The organism is Microbacterium alkaliflavum (assembly GCF_044325405.1).
Lineage (GTDB): Bacteria > Actinomycetota > Actinomycetes > Actinomycetales > Microbacteriaceae > Microbacterium > Microbacterium alkaliflavum.
Genome location: NZ_JBIQWL010000002.1, coordinates 143371 through 156813, shown reverse-complemented (window position 1 = coordinate 156813; position 13443 = coordinate 143371). Strand labels below are relative to the sequence as shown.

The window sequence follows — 13443 nt, the reverse complement described above, 5'->3', positions numbered from 1 at the left end:
GCGGGCGTAGGATTGACGGATCCAGCGGAGGGGAGACGACCGGCATGACCGAGACCGTCCCCGCGTCCGCTGGAGCGTCGCAGACGTCGTCGTTGCGCCGGCTCGTACCGAGGATCTTCTCCCGGTCGGCCCGGCGCGACGACGTCGAGCAGCTCCTGCGGACGGTGCGCACGCACCATCCCAAAGGCGACCTCTCGATCGTCGAGCGCGCCTACACCGTCGCCGAGCAGGCCCATTCCGGGCAGACGCGGCAGAGCGGTGAGCCGTACATCACGCACCCGCTCGCGGTCGCCCAGATCCTCGCCGACCTCGGCCTCGGTCCGCGCGCGATCGCGGCGGCACTCCTGCACGACACCGTCGAGGACACCGACTACTCGCTCGACCAGCTGACCGCCGACTTCGGCGACGAGGTCGCGATGCTCGTCGACGGCGTCACGAAGCTGGACAAGGTCAAGTACGGCGAGAGCGCCCAGGCCGAGACGGTCCGCAAGATGATCGTCGCGATGTCGAAAGACATCCGCGTGCTGCTCATCAAACTGGCCGACCGGCTCCACAACGCCCGCACCTGGGGCTTCGTGCCGCCCGAGAAGGCGCACCGCAAGGCCACCGAGACGCTCGAGATCTATGCGCCGCTCGCGCACCGGCTCGGCATCCAGACGATCAAGGCCGAGCTCGAAGACCTGTCCTTCGCGGCGCTGCACCCCAAGCTGTACGCCGAGATCGAGAGCCTCGTGCGGCAGCGCACGCCGCAGCGCGAGCAGTACGTGCACAACGTCATCAACGCCGTCGACGATGATCTGCGCGAGCTGCGCATCCGCGGCCGCGTCATGGGCCGGCCCAAGCAGCTCTATTCCGTGTACCAGAAGATGGTCGTGCGCGGTCGCGAGTTCGACGACATCTACGACCTCATCGGCATCCGCGTCATCGTCGGCAGCGTGCGCGACTGCTACGCGGTCCTCGGCGCCATCCACGCGCGCTGGACGCCGCTGCCGGGCCGTTTCAAGGACTACATCGCGACGCCGAAGTTCAACCTCTATCAGTCGCTGCACACGACGGTGATCGGCCCGGGCGGGCGCACGGTCGAGATCCAGATCCGCACGAACGAGATGCATCAGCAGGCCGAGTACGGCGTCGCGGCGCACTGGAAGTACAAGGAGCAGATGGCGGGCGGCAAGCCCGATGCGAAGTCGGTCGACGCCGACATGGCGTGGCTCGCGCACATCTCCGACTGGCAGGCCGAGACGGCCGACCCCGGCGAGTTCCTCGACTCGCTCCGCTTCGAGATCGGCGCGAAGGAGGTCTACGTCTTCACGCCCAAGGGACGCGTCATCGGGCTTCCCGCCGGCGCGACCCCGGTCGACTTCGCGTACGCCGTGCATACCGAGGTCGGGCACCGCACGATGGGCGCGAAGGTCAACGGCCGTCTCGTGCCGCTGGAGTCGGAGCTCAAGAGCGGCGACGTGGTCGAGGTCTTCACGTCGAAGAATCCGGATGCCGGCCCCAGCCAGGACTGGCTGGGCTTCGTCAAGAGCACCCGCGCCCGCAGCAAGATCCGCGGCTGGTTCACGAAGGAGCGCCGGGAAGAGGCGATCGAGCAGGGCAAGGAGGCCATCGCCCGGGCGATGCGCCGCCAGAACCTCCCGCTGCAGCGCCTCATGAGCCAGGACTCGTTCGCCGAGGTCGCCTCGCAGCTGCGGTACGAAGACGTCTCAGCCCTTTACGCCGCCGTCGGCGAGGGCCACGTCTCGACGCAATCGGTCATCGAGAAGGTCACGGCGCTCGTCGCGGCCAACGACACGTCGACGGGGCCCATCGACCTGCCGCACGTGGGGCGGTCGCGCGCGCCGCGCAACGGCGACTCGGGCGTGCTCGTGCGCGGAGCCCCCGACATCCTCGTCAAGCTCGCGAAATGCTGCACGCCCGTGCCCGGCGACCAGATCGTCGGCTTCGTGACGCGCGGAAGCGGCGTATCGGTGCACCGCGCCGACTGCACCAATGTGAACTCGCTGATGTCCGATCCCGAAAGGATGATCGAGGTCGAGTGGGCGCCGACGACCAAGAGCGTCTTCCTCGTGCAGATCCAGGTCGAGGCGCTCGATCGCTCGGGCCTGCTCAGCGACATCACGCGCGTGCTCAGCGAGCACCACGTCAACATCCTGTCGGCGTCCGTGCAGACCACCAACGAGCGCCTCGCGCTCAGCCGCTACGTCTTCGAGATGGGCGATACCGTGCATCTGGACCGCGTGCTCAACGCCGTGCGGCGCATCGACGCCGTCTACGACGTCTACCGCGTCACGTCGTCCTGACCGGCGCGACGGGTTCGCGTGCGGCGAGGCCGCGCAGGAACGCGACGGCCGACCGCTTGTGCGGAACGGGGCCGCGCTCCTCGAACCACCCGACGGCGTCCAGAGCGAGTCCGGGCACGACGTCGGCGAGCCTGCGCGCCGCGTCGGCGTAGTCGTCGTCGGGCACCCGCGCGAGGTCGGCGAGCGTGCGGCGCGGCGAGGTGACCAGGACGCCGCCGATGGGCAGCAGGTCCTCCGGCGGGATGCTCGGGTCGCGATACACGACGCGGCGCCCGATCACCTGATGCAGTCGCCACGGCACGGCGCGCTGCACGGTGTGGCGGGTCGGCGGCTCCTCGAGTCCGCCGTGCACCCACGCGGCGCTCAGATGCGTCGCGGCCAGATGGTCGCCCAGGATGCCGCGCAGCGACCCCGCTCGCAGACCCCTCGTCTCGACGGCGTCGGCGGGGATGTACGCCTCGCCGAGCTCCACCACGTCGCCGTCGAGCCGCGCCGCCGACAGCTCGGCGGGGGAGAGGCGGTCACCGGGGAAATACAGGAACGGGGACGTCATGAGGGCAGTGTGCCCCACCTCGCCCACGCGCGATCGCGCATCCGGTGTCGCTGTGGAGAACCGACGGCGACGTCAGGCTGAACAGGACCGCACGTCCGAGGCGCGGCGGAACGGCCTCAGCCTCCGAGCGCCCGCAGCCATCCCCTGCGCGCCTCGAGCGCCTCGGACGCCTTTGCGATCGAGGCCTTGTCGCCCGACTTCTCCGCCGCGGCCAGTTCGTCCTCGAGCTTCTCGATCGCCTCGGTGAGCTGGCGCGTCATGTCGTTGGCGCGCGCCTTCTGCTCGGGGTCGTTGCGCTTCCAGTCGGCGTCCTCGCGCGTGCGCAGCGACTGCTCGATCTTGCGGAGATCGTCGTCGAGGCCGCGCTCGGCCTCGCGCGGGAAGATGCGCCCGACCTCGTCCCAGCGGCGCTGGATGCCGGTCAGCAGCGCGCGCGCCTTGGCGAGGTCGCGCTCGTCGGGCACGGCCTTCGCCTCTTCGAGGAGCTCCCGCTTGGCGGCGATCTTCTCGCGCGACGCCTCGGCGTCGGCGGTCTCGCGTTCGCTGCGCGCGCCGTACAGGGCATCGCCGGCGGCCTTGAATCGCGCCCACAGCGCGTCGTCGGCCTTCTTGCCGGCACGGCCGGCGGTCTTCCACTGGTCGAGGAGCTCGCGGTACGCCGCGATGCCCTCCTCGCCCTTCGGAGCCAGGGCCTCGGCCTTCTCCACGAGGCGCGTCTTGCGGTCGCGCACCTCCTTGTGGGCCTCGTCGAGCTCGGCGTAGAACTCGCGGCGGTGCTTGTCGACCGTGGCGCGGGCGTCACGGAACCGCTTCCAGAGCTGCTGCGCCGTCGACTTGGGCAGGCGCGGGCCGTTCTGCTGCTGCGACTGCCATTCGTTGAACAGCGTGCTGAGCTCGGCCGATGCCTGCTTCCACTGCACGGTGCGAGGATCGCGCGCGGCGAGCGCCTCGGCCTTCTCCACGAGCTCGGTGCGCACCTTGACGGCCTCGTCGACGGCCTCGCGCGCAGCCGCGGCCTCGGTCTCGGTCTCGGCGGACAGCGTCTCGGTGAGCGCCGCGACGCGCGCGTCGAGCGAAGCGAGGTCGCCGACGGCGGAGGCGCCGTTGATCTTCGCCGAGACGGCCTTGGCGGCCGAGCGCAGGTCGGCAGCCGAGGCGCCGCCGCGGCGGTGGCGCACCTCGAGGAGGGTCACCTCGCTCGCGAGGTCGGAGTACTTGCGCTCGTAGTAGGCGAGCGCCTCCTCGGGAGGACCGTCGGGGAACTGGCCCACGACGCGCCAGTCGTCGCCTTCGCGCACCGAGACGGTGCCGTCGTCATCGACGCGGCCCCAGGGCTGGGCGTCGGCGGTCTGCGGAGTGGGGTCTGCTGCGGCAGTCACGATTGCACCTCAATGCGGCACACGCCGCCTGCGGGGGATGGACGCGCACAAGCCTAGTACGGCGCACGGGCAGCCCTCAGGCCGGGAGTCGGCCCGGATCGGCGGGATGGGTCAGGAGCTCGGCGTCGGGCTGGGCGTCTCGTCGGTCGTCGGCGACGGGGCGTCGGTCGGGGCCGGTGTGACGCTCGGCGAGACGCTCGGGACGGGCTCGGGCGCGCCGGGACCGACCAGGAAGTACGCCGCCTGCGCGCCGATGACGCCGAGGATCAGCACGCCGCCGATGATGCCCGCCAGCAGATTGTCGCGACGCCGGCGACGCGCCTGGTCTTCGTGCAGCTGCTGCCGTGCCTGATAGACGCGAGCCCGCTCGCGCGATTCGCGCGCCTCACGGTCCTTGCCACCCGTCGCCACAGGGCCTCCTCGTCTGGCCGGACGACGTCCTGGGCCGGGATGATCCTACGGGGCACGCCCGAGCCCGACAAACCGCAGCGGCGCCCGCGTCGCAGGCCCCGACTAGCCTGGAACGATGACTTCGCCCGCCGCGCTCTTCCAGGGGCAGACGCCCCTCGCCGTGCGCATGCGGCCGACCTCTCTGGAAGAGGTCGCGGGGCAGTCCCACCTGCTGCGGCGCGGGTCCCCCCTCGTGGCGCTCGCCGATCCGGATGCCACGGCCACGGCGACGTCGGTCATCCTGTGGGGCCCGCCGGGCACGGGCAAGACGACCCTGGCGCAGGCGATCGCGCGCTCGTCGGGCAGGCGCTTCGTCGAACTGTCCGCCATCACTGCGGGGGTGCGCGACGTCCGCGAGGTCATGCAGGAGGCGCTCACGCAGCGCGACCTCTACGGGCAGTCCACGATCCTCTTCCTCGACGAGATCCATCGCTTCACGAAGGCGCAGCAGGACGCGCTGCTCCCGGGCGTCGAGAACGGCTGGGTCGTGCTGATCGCCGCGACGACCGAGAACCCGTCGTTCTCCGTCATCTCGCCGCTGCTGTCGCGCTCGCTCCTGCTGACCCTCAAGCCGCTCACCGACGAAGACCTTGGGATGCTCGTCGACCGCGCCCTGGAAGACCCCCGCGGGCTCGCGGGCGCGGCATCCCTCCTCCCCGACGGCCGTGACGCTCTCGTGCGACTCGCTTCCGGCGACGCACGCCGCGCGCTGACGGCGCTCGAGGCCGCGGCATCCATCGCGGCGAGCGATGCCGCCGACGTCATCTCGATCACGGCCGACGACGTGGCGCAGGCCGTCGACCGCGCGCTGCTGCGGTACGACCGGCAGGGCGACGAGCACTACGACGTCATCAGCGCCTTCATCAAGTCGATCCGCGGCTCCGACGTCGACGCCGCGATGCACTACCTCGCACGCATGATCGAGGCGGGGGAGGACCCGCGCTTCATCGCGCGCCGGCTCATCATCTCGGCGTCCGAGGACATCGGGCTCGCCGACCCGCAGGCGCTGCCCCTCGCGGTGGCGGCAGCCGACGCCGTGCAGTTCATCGGCATGCCCGAGGGCCGCATCCCGCTCGCCGAGGCGACGGCGTACCTCGCCACGACGGCGAAGTCGAACGCCGCCTACCTGGCGATCAACAAGGCGATCGAGGACGTGCGCGCCGGCGGCTTCGGCCGCGTGCCGGTGCACCTGCGCGACGCGCACTATCCGGGTGCCAAGCGGCTCGGCCACGGCAAGGGATACGTGTATCCGCACGACACCGAGATCGGGGTCGTCGCGCAGCAGTACCTGCCCGACGAGCTGAAGGGCCGCCGCTACTACGAGCCGACCAGTCACGGCCAGGAACGCGACGTGCAAGCCCGCCTCGAGAAGATCCGCCGCATCATCGCGGGCGAGTGAGACCGGCCGGGCGAGGCATCCCGCCCCTCATCAGGGGATCAGGGACCGGTCTGATAGACTTGATCGGCTCGAAACCGGGTTTTCGGGCATCCCCTCTCTTCTGTACCACCTTCCGGCATGCCCCGACGTGCAGCCCGGACAGGGCGAAGACAGGCGATACGTCCGCGAGCCGTGAACGACACGGCCGCGTCATCGGAAGGAACACTTCGTGGCAACGAAGTCCCAGGACCGCCGCAAGGTGCGTCTCTCGCGCGCCCTCGGCGTCGCACTGACCCCCAAGGCCGCCCGCTACCTCGAGAAGCGTCCCTACGCTCCGGGCGAGCACGGCCGCACGAAGCGCAAGGCCGACAGCGACTACGCCGTCCGCCTCCGCGAGAAGCAGCGTCTGCGCGAGCAGTACGGCATCCGCGAGAAGCAGCTGCGCATCCAGTTCGAAGAGGCCCGCCGCAAGGACGGCCTGACGGGTGAGAACCTCGTCGAGCAGCTCGAGATGCGTCTGGACGCCCTCGTGCTCCGCGCCGGCTTCGCCCGCACGACCGCGCAGGCCCGCCAGCTCGTCGTGCACCGTCACATCCTCGTCGACGGCCAGCTCGTCGACCGCCCGTCGTTCCGCGTGAAGCCGGGCCAGCTCATCCACGTCAAGGCCAAGAGCGAGGGCCTCGAGCCCTTCCAGGTGGCGGCGCTCGGCGGTCACGCCGAGGTCCTGCCCCCCGTTCCGGGCTACCTCGAGGTCGAGCTCGACAAGCTGCAGGCGCGCCTCGTGCGTCGCCCGAAGCGCGCCGAGGTCCCCGTGGTGTGCGAGGTCCAGCTCGTCGTCGAGTACTACGCCGCCCGCTGATCGAGCGAGCACGAAGGGCGTCGGGAGAACCCGGCGCCCTTCGTCGTTTCCGCCTACGATGGGGGGATGCCGCGACCGCGGCCGAGGAGTGGTGACATGAAGAACGTCCTGTGGTTCCTGGTCGGCGTCATCGGCGGTTTCGTCGTCGCACACCTCGTGAACAAGGACCCGCGCGGCCACGAGCTCCTCGCCGAGCTCGATGCGCGCATCAGCGAGTTCACCGACCGCATCGGCGACGCGTACCGCGAGCAGGAGGCCCGCTTCGGCGACGCCTTCGAGACGGCTCGGGATGCCGCCGGCGACGCGTTCGCCGCCGTGCAGGACGCGGCATCCGATGCCATCGACTCCGCACAGGATGCGGCATCCGACGCCGTCGACGCCGCGAAGACCGCCGCCCAGAAGCTCACCGACTGAAACCCGCTCGCTCCGTGACCCCGTGCGCCGGGGTCGACGTCGCTCGCCCTCGAGGAATCCACACGCAATGAAGACCGCGGAGATCGCCCGCCGCTTTCTCGACTATTTCGAGAAGAACGGGCACACCATCGTCCCCTCGGCGTCGCTCGTCACCGACGACCCGGCCCTGCTGTTCACCGTCGCGGGCATGGTCCCGTTCATCCCGTACCTGTCGGGCGACGTCCCCTCGCCGTACCCGCGTGCGGCCGACAACCAGAAGTGCATCCGCACGAACGACATCGAAGAAGTCGGCAAGACGCCGCGCCACGGCACCTTCTTCCAGATGCTCGGCAACTGGTCGTTCGGGGACTACTTCAAGGAAGGCGCGATCCGCTTCGCATGGACGCTGCTGACCTCACCCGAGGAGGAGGGCGGCCTCGCCTTCGATCCCGCGGATCTGTGGGTCACCGTCTATGAGGAGGACGACGAGGCGTACGGCCTGTGGCAGTCCGTCGCGGGCGTCTCGGAGGACCGCATCCAGCGGCTCGGCAAGGACACGAACTACTGGAGCACGGGGCTGCCCGGCCCCGCCGGCCCCTGCTCGGAGATCTTCTTCGACCGCGGCCCCGCGTACGGCATCGACGGCGGTCCCGCGACCGACGACGACCGCTACGTCGAGATCTGGAACCTCGTGTTCATGCAGTACGAGATCACCAATGTGCGCTCGAAGTACGACTTCGACATCGTGGGCGAGCTGCCGGCGAAGAACATCGACACGGGCATGGGCCTGGAGCGCGTGGCCTTCATCAAGCAGGGCGTCGACAACATGTACGAGACGGATCAGGTCCGCCCCGTCCTCGACCGCGCCGTCGCCCTGTCGGGCCGCACGTACGGCGCAAACCACGAAGACGACGTGCGCTTCCGCGTCGTCGCCGACCATGTGCGCTCGTCGCTCATGCTGCTCTCCGACGGCGTGACGCCCTCCAACGACGGCCGCGGTTACATCCTCCGCCGTCTCATGCGACGCGCAATCCGCTCGATGCGACTGCTGGGCGTCGACGGCCCGACGTTCGCCGAGCTCTTCACCACCTCGCGCGACGCGATGAAGGAGGCGTACCCCGTCGTCGAGACCGACTGGCAGCGCATCTCGCAGTACGCCCTCGCGGAGGAGGAGACGTTCCTTCGCACGCTCGCGGCGGGCTCGACGATCCTCGACGAGTCGGTGGCGCAGACCAAGGCGTCGGGAGGCACGAGGATCGCCGGTGCCGAGGCCTTCCTCCTGCACGACACCTACGGCTTCCCGATCGACCTGACGCTCGAGATCGCCGAGGAGGCCGGCCTCACGGTCGACCGCAACGCGTTCGACACGCTCATGCAGGAGCAGCGGGCGCGCGCGAAGGCCGACGCGAAGGCGCGCAAGCGCCAGCTCGCCGACACCAGCGTGTACCGCGACCTCCGGGCGCAGGGAGAGACCGTCTTCACGGGCTACACCGACCTCGAGACCGAGTCGAGCGTGCTCGGCCTCCTCGTCGACGGCGTGTCCGTCGACCGCGCGACGACGGGGCAGATCGCCGAGGTGATCCTCGCCGAGACGGCGCTGTACGCCGAGTCGGGCGGCCAGGTCGCCGACAAGGGCGTCATCGTCGGCCCGGGCTACGAGCTCGAGGTGCTCGACGTGCAGAAGCCCGTGCCGGGCCTCGTGAGCCACACGGTCGAGGTGACCACCGGCGAGGTCGGCGTGGGCCAGGCTGCGACGACGGTGGTGGATGCCGCCAACCGGCGCGCCGCGCGCCAGGCGCACTCCGCCACGCACCTCGTGCACGCCGCGCTGCGCGACACGCTCGGCAAGACGGCCACGCAGGCTGGATCGCTCAACCGCGCCGGCTACATGCGCTTCGACTTCGCCTGGGGGCAGGCCCTGTCCGACGCGACGAAGAGCGAGATCGAGGAGATCTCGAACAACGCCGTGCGCGACAACCTCGAGGTGACCACGCGCGTGCTGGCCCTCGACGAGGCGAAGGCGGCCGGCGCCATGGCCCTGTTCGGCGAGAAATACGGCGAGACGGTGCGCATGGTCGACATCGGCGGCCCGTGGTCGCGCGAGCTGTGCGCCGGCACGCACGTGTCGACGAGCTCCGAAGTCGGCCTCATCAGCCTCGTCGGCGAGTCGTCGGTCGGCGCGTCGAACCGCCGCGTCGAGGCCCTCGTCGGACTCGACGCGTTCCGGTCGCTCGCCGCCGAGCGCGCCCTCGTCTCGCAGCTGACCTCGACGCTCAAGACGCCGCGCGAGCAGCTGCCCGCGCGCATCGCCGAGCTTCAGGCGAGCCTGAAGGCCGCCGAGAAGAAGATCGCGCAGTTCGAATCGCGCGCCCTCGCCGATCGCCTGCCCGCGCTCGCGGGCGGCGCGACGACGGTCGGTACGTACCGGGTCGTCGCGGAGTCCCTCGGCACGGCGGCATCGGCCGACGATGTGCGCTCGCTCGCCCTGCAGGTGCGGGACCGGCTCGGCTCCGACGCGGCTGTCGTCGCGCTCGGTGCGGCGGTGGGCGATCGGCCCGTCGTGGTCGTCGTGACCAACGAGGCGGCCCGCGCCGCCGGCGCCAAGGCGGGCGTGCTCGCCAAGGCCGCGGCAACCGCCCTCGGCGGTGGCGGCGGCGGACGCGACGACGTCGCCCAGGGCGGCGGAACGGATGCCGCGGCCCTGCCGTCGGCGCTCGGGGCCGTGAAGGACGCCCTCGGAGCAGCGTGAGCGGATTCCGCCGCGGGGTGCGCCTGGGGATCGACGTGGGCAAGGCCCGCGTCGGGGTCGCACGCTGCGACCCCGACGGCATGCTCGCGACACCTGTCGAGACGGTGACCCGGGACGACGCGTCGATCACGAGGGTCGTCGAGCTCGCGCGCGAGCACGAGGCGGTCGAGCTCGTCGTGGGGCTGCCCATCAGCCTGAGCGGCGCCGACACGCCGTCGACGGCCGACGCGCGGGAGTTCGCGGCGGCCCTGGCGGGGGCCTCCGGCCTGCCCGTGCGGCTCGTCGACGAGCGGCTCAGCACCGTCTCGGCGCACTCGGCCCTGCGCGGTTCGGGCAAGACACAGCGTCAGTCTCGTAGGATTGTCGACCAGGTCGCCGCAGTGGTGCTGCTCCAGCAGGCACTCGATGTCGAGATGAACTCGGGGCGGCCGCCCGGAACCCCCGTACCCCCGGCCCAGGAGCCCGCCTGACAATGCCCCGCTCGTCCTCGCCGTACGACGATCCGTTCGCGGATCTGTTCGGCAAGCTTCCCGATCCGCGGTCGCGCGGCGGGGAGATCCCCGGTCCGCGCCGCACGCCTGCTCCCGAACCGGGCCCCGAGGACATCGAGTACGACTACGCTGCACGCCCCGCGACGCCGCGGCTGACCCCGTTCTCCATCGCCGAGCCGATCGGCGGTGCGGTTGCCGCGCCGGTGGCCATGGCGACAGCGGCGGATGCCACGCCTGCGGGCTTCGTCCCGGATTCGACGATCAGCGGCCCCATCCCCTCCGCGTCGATCCCGCCCGCCGGCCCTCCCACGAACGCCGCCCCCGGCGGCCCGGCGAACTCGGCCCCCGGCGGCCCGGCGAACTCCGCATCCGGCATTCCGGCGAGCTCGGCCCCCGGCGACCCGGCGAACTCCGCATCCGGCATTCCGGCGAGCTCGGGCTCCGGCGGCGACCTTCCGACCGGGTCGGCTCCCGGCGGCACGCCCGGCGGTCCTGCCGCGTCCGGCGGCCAGACCGGCCCGACGCCGACAGGCGAGCCGCCGGCCGCCCCACCGCTGAGCCGGCGGGCCGCGCGCGAAGCACGCGCATCGCAGACGTTGACGGGCGAGACGCCCACGACGACACCGCCCACGGCCTCAGGCCCGACGCCGCCGCCGGCATCGGGTCCGGCGACGCCGCCGACGGACGACGCGGCGGGCGAGGCATCCACCGACCCGACAGCCGAGCCTGCCGACGAGACGCCCGCCGAGGCATCCCTGCCGGCGACGGCCATCCTGCCGGTGACCTCCTTCGACGACCTCCTCGCGCCCGCCGCGGCGGCGGTGCCGGCGCCCACGCCGCAGGAGAGCGCTCCCGCGGCGCGCGAGTCGCGCCCCGTCGCGCCGTCGGCGAGCCTCGAGGACCTCTTCACGGGCACAGCGTCGTCCGACGAGATCGGCCGCGTTCCGCCGCCGCCGAACAAGCGACGCCGTCGCGTGGGCGGCTGGATCGCGCTCGGCATCGTCCTGCTGATCCTCGGCGGCGTCGCCGCCGGCGGGCTGTGGGTGTGGAACACCTACGAGGACAAGATCCGCGCGTTCATGGGCTGGGAGGAGCCGAAGGACTACGAGGCCGGACAGGCCTCGGGTGAGGCGCTCGTCACGATCTCGTCCGGCGACACGGGCAGCACGATCTCGACGTCGCTGTACAACGCCGGGGTGACCAAGACCTCCGACGCGTTCTACGACATGCTCGTGAAGTCCGGCCAGAACCCGACCTTCTATCCGGGCGTGTACAAGCTGCAGCAGAAGATGACCTCGGATGCCGCGCTGACGGCGCTGCAGGATCCGGCGAACAAGCTGGAGAACTCGGCACTTCTGCGAGAAGGCCTCACGGTCGACCAGATCCTGCCGATCGTCTCGGAGGGCGTCGGCGTGCCGCTGGCGGATCTCCAGGCCGCTGTACAGGATCCGTCCGCGTACGGAGTGCAGGCCGACAGCCTCGAGGGCTGGCTGTTCCCCGCGATGTACACGTTCGACCCGGGAGCCACGGCGCCGCAGATCATCCAGACCATGGTCGATCGCACCGTGCAGTCGCTCGACGCGGCCGGCGTGCCTGCCGAAGACCGCCAGCGCGTCCTCACGATCGCGTCGATCATCCAGCGCGAGGCGCGCTTCGAAGACGACTTCTACAAGGTCTCGCGCGTCATCGAGAACCGCCTCGACCCGAACAACGACCAGACGTTCGGCCTGCTGCAGATGGACTCCACGGCGCAGTACGGCTACGGCGAGATGCACGACGGCACGGTGTCGTCGTCGCAGGCGGCGCTCGACGACGACAACCCGTGGAACACGTACAAGCATCCCGGCCTGCCGAAGGGTCCGATCGCCAACGCCGGCGACAAGGCCATCGACGCCGCGATGCATCCCGCCGACGGGCCGTGGCTCTACTTCGTCACGGTCAACCCCGACACGGGCGAGACAGTGTTCACGACGAACGTCCAGGACCACGAGAAGGCAGTGAAGCAGTGGCAGGAGTGGTGCGCCGCCAATCCGGGCAAGTGCTGACCGGCACGGCGACGCGGCTCGAGGTGTGGGGCGACCCCATCGCGCACAGCCGCTCCCCGCAGCTGCACGGCGCCGCCTATCGCGTGCTCGGGCTCGACTGGACGTACACGCGCCGACAGGTCTCGGAGACCTCGTTCGCCGGCGAGCTCGCTTCGCTCGACGAGCGCTTCCGCGGGCTCTCGCTCACGATGCCGCTCAAGGGCGTCGCGTTCGAGGCGGCGCGCGTGCGCGATCGCCGCGCCGAGCTGACGGGCGCCGTCAACACGCTGCTCCTCGATCCCGAGGGGCCGCACGGCTTCAACACCGACATCGGCGGGATCGTCCGCGCGCTCGGCGAAGAGGGTGTCGACGACCTCGAAGAGGCGCGCATCGTCGGCGCGGGTGCGACGGCGACCTCGGCCCTCGTCGCCCTCGCCGAGCTCGGCGCACGGCGCGTCGAGGTCGTCGCCCGCAGGCCCGAGGCGGTCGTGCCGCTCGCCGAGCTGGGCGACCGGCTCGGCGTCGCGGTCCAGGCGGCGCCGTTCGCGGCATCCGTTCCCTCACCGGTGCCCGTCACGATCGCGACCCTTCCCGGCGATGCACCCGTGACGGATGCCGCCGCCGATGCCCTCGCGTCGGCGGGCGGCCTGCTCATGGACGTCGTCTACGGCCACTGGCCGACGGCGCTGTCGTCCGCGTGGGAGCGGGCGGGGCATCCCGCCGTCTCGGGTCTCGGGATGCTGCTGCACCAAGCCCTCCTGCAGGTGCGGATCTTCATCACCGGCGAGGTCGACCAGCCTCTGGACGGTGAGGAGGAGGCCCTCGCCGCGATGCGCTCGGCGATCATGGGAGACTAGAGCA

The 13443-nt window shown here is 71.2% G+C and carries 11 protein-coding genes; 8 read left to right on the top strand and 3 right to left on the bottom strand.

Annotated features, from left to right (window positions below):
- The first annotated feature begins 44 nt into the window (after positions 1-44).
- A complete protein-coding gene (locus ACH3VR_RS05705; protein WP_396639802.1) occupies positions 45-2306 on the top strand; it encodes a RelA/SpoT family protein in 2262 nt (753 codons plus the stop codon).
- Here the strand turns inward: ACH3VR_RS05705 and ACH3VR_RS05700 are convergent.
- The 3 genes from ACH3VR_RS05700 to ACH3VR_RS05690 form a co-directional block, all read right to left on the bottom strand.
- Entirely contained in the window at positions 2293-2859 is a 567-nt protein-coding gene (locus tag ACH3VR_RS05700) for a type IV toxin-antitoxin system AbiEi family antitoxin (RefSeq protein ID WP_396639801.1), read from the bottom strand. The genes ACH3VR_RS05705 and ACH3VR_RS05700 overlap by 14 nt on opposite strands.
- Positions 2860-2975: 116 nt before the next feature.
- A complete protein-coding gene (locus tag ACH3VR_RS05695; RefSeq protein ID WP_396640446.1) occupies positions 2976-4241 on the bottom strand; it encodes a DUF349 domain-containing protein in 1266 nt (421 codons plus the stop codon).
- Positions 4242-4349: 108 nt separating this feature from the next.
- Complete coding sequence (locus ACH3VR_RS05690; RefSeq protein ID WP_396639800.1) at positions 4350-4649, bottom strand: dioxygenase; 300 nt, start codon at positions 4647-4649, stop codon at positions 4350-4352.
- A gap of 115 nt (positions 4650-4764) precedes the next feature.
- Here ACH3VR_RS05690 and ACH3VR_RS05685 point away from each other — a divergent pair, with 115 nt between their 5' ends.
- From ACH3VR_RS05685 to ACH3VR_RS05655, 7 genes are all read left to right on the top strand, one after another.
- Positions 4765-6087 carry a replication-associated recombination protein A gene (locus tag ACH3VR_RS05685; protein WP_396639799.1) on the top strand — a complete coding sequence of 441 codons (1323 nt, stop codon included), beginning with the start codon at positions 4765-4767 and terminating at the stop codon, positions 6085-6087.
- 208 nt (positions 6088-6295) lie between these two features.
- Complete coding sequence (rpsD, locus tag ACH3VR_RS05680; protein WP_396639798.1) at positions 6296-6925, top strand: 30S ribosomal protein S4; 630 nt, start codon at positions 6296-6298, stop codon at positions 6923-6925.
- A 96-nt stretch (positions 6926-7021) separates the two neighbouring features.
- Complete coding sequence (locus ACH3VR_RS05675) at positions 7022-7339, top strand: ATPase (RefSeq protein ID WP_396639797.1); 318 nt, start codon at positions 7022-7024, stop codon at positions 7337-7339.
- A 67-nt stretch (positions 7340-7406) separates the two neighbouring features.
- Positions 7407-10067, top strand: coding sequence for an alanine--tRNA ligase (gene alaS / locus ACH3VR_RS05670; protein ID WP_396639796.1), 2661 nt, complete (start codon positions 7407-7409; stop codon positions 10065-10067).
- Positions 10064-10537 (top strand): Holliday junction resolvase RuvX, encoded by a 474-nt coding sequence (ruvX, locus tag ACH3VR_RS05665; RefSeq protein ID WP_396639795.1) that lies wholly within the window; start codon positions 10064-10066, stop codon positions 10535-10537. The genes alaS and ruvX overlap by 4 nt, the downstream gene beginning before the upstream one ends.
- Positions 10538-10539: 2 nt before the next feature.
- A complete protein-coding gene (gene mltG / locus ACH3VR_RS05660; protein WP_396639794.1) occupies positions 10540-12603 on the top strand; it encodes an endolytic transglycosylase MltG in 2064 nt (687 codons plus the stop codon).
- Positions 12576-13439 (top strand): shikimate dehydrogenase, encoded by an 864-nt coding sequence (locus ACH3VR_RS05655; protein WP_396639793.1) that lies wholly within the window; start codon positions 12576-12578, stop codon positions 13437-13439. Before mltG ends, ACH3VR_RS05655 begins: the two co-directional genes overlap by 28 nt.
- The last annotated feature ends 4 nt before the right edge of the window (positions 13440-13443 follow it).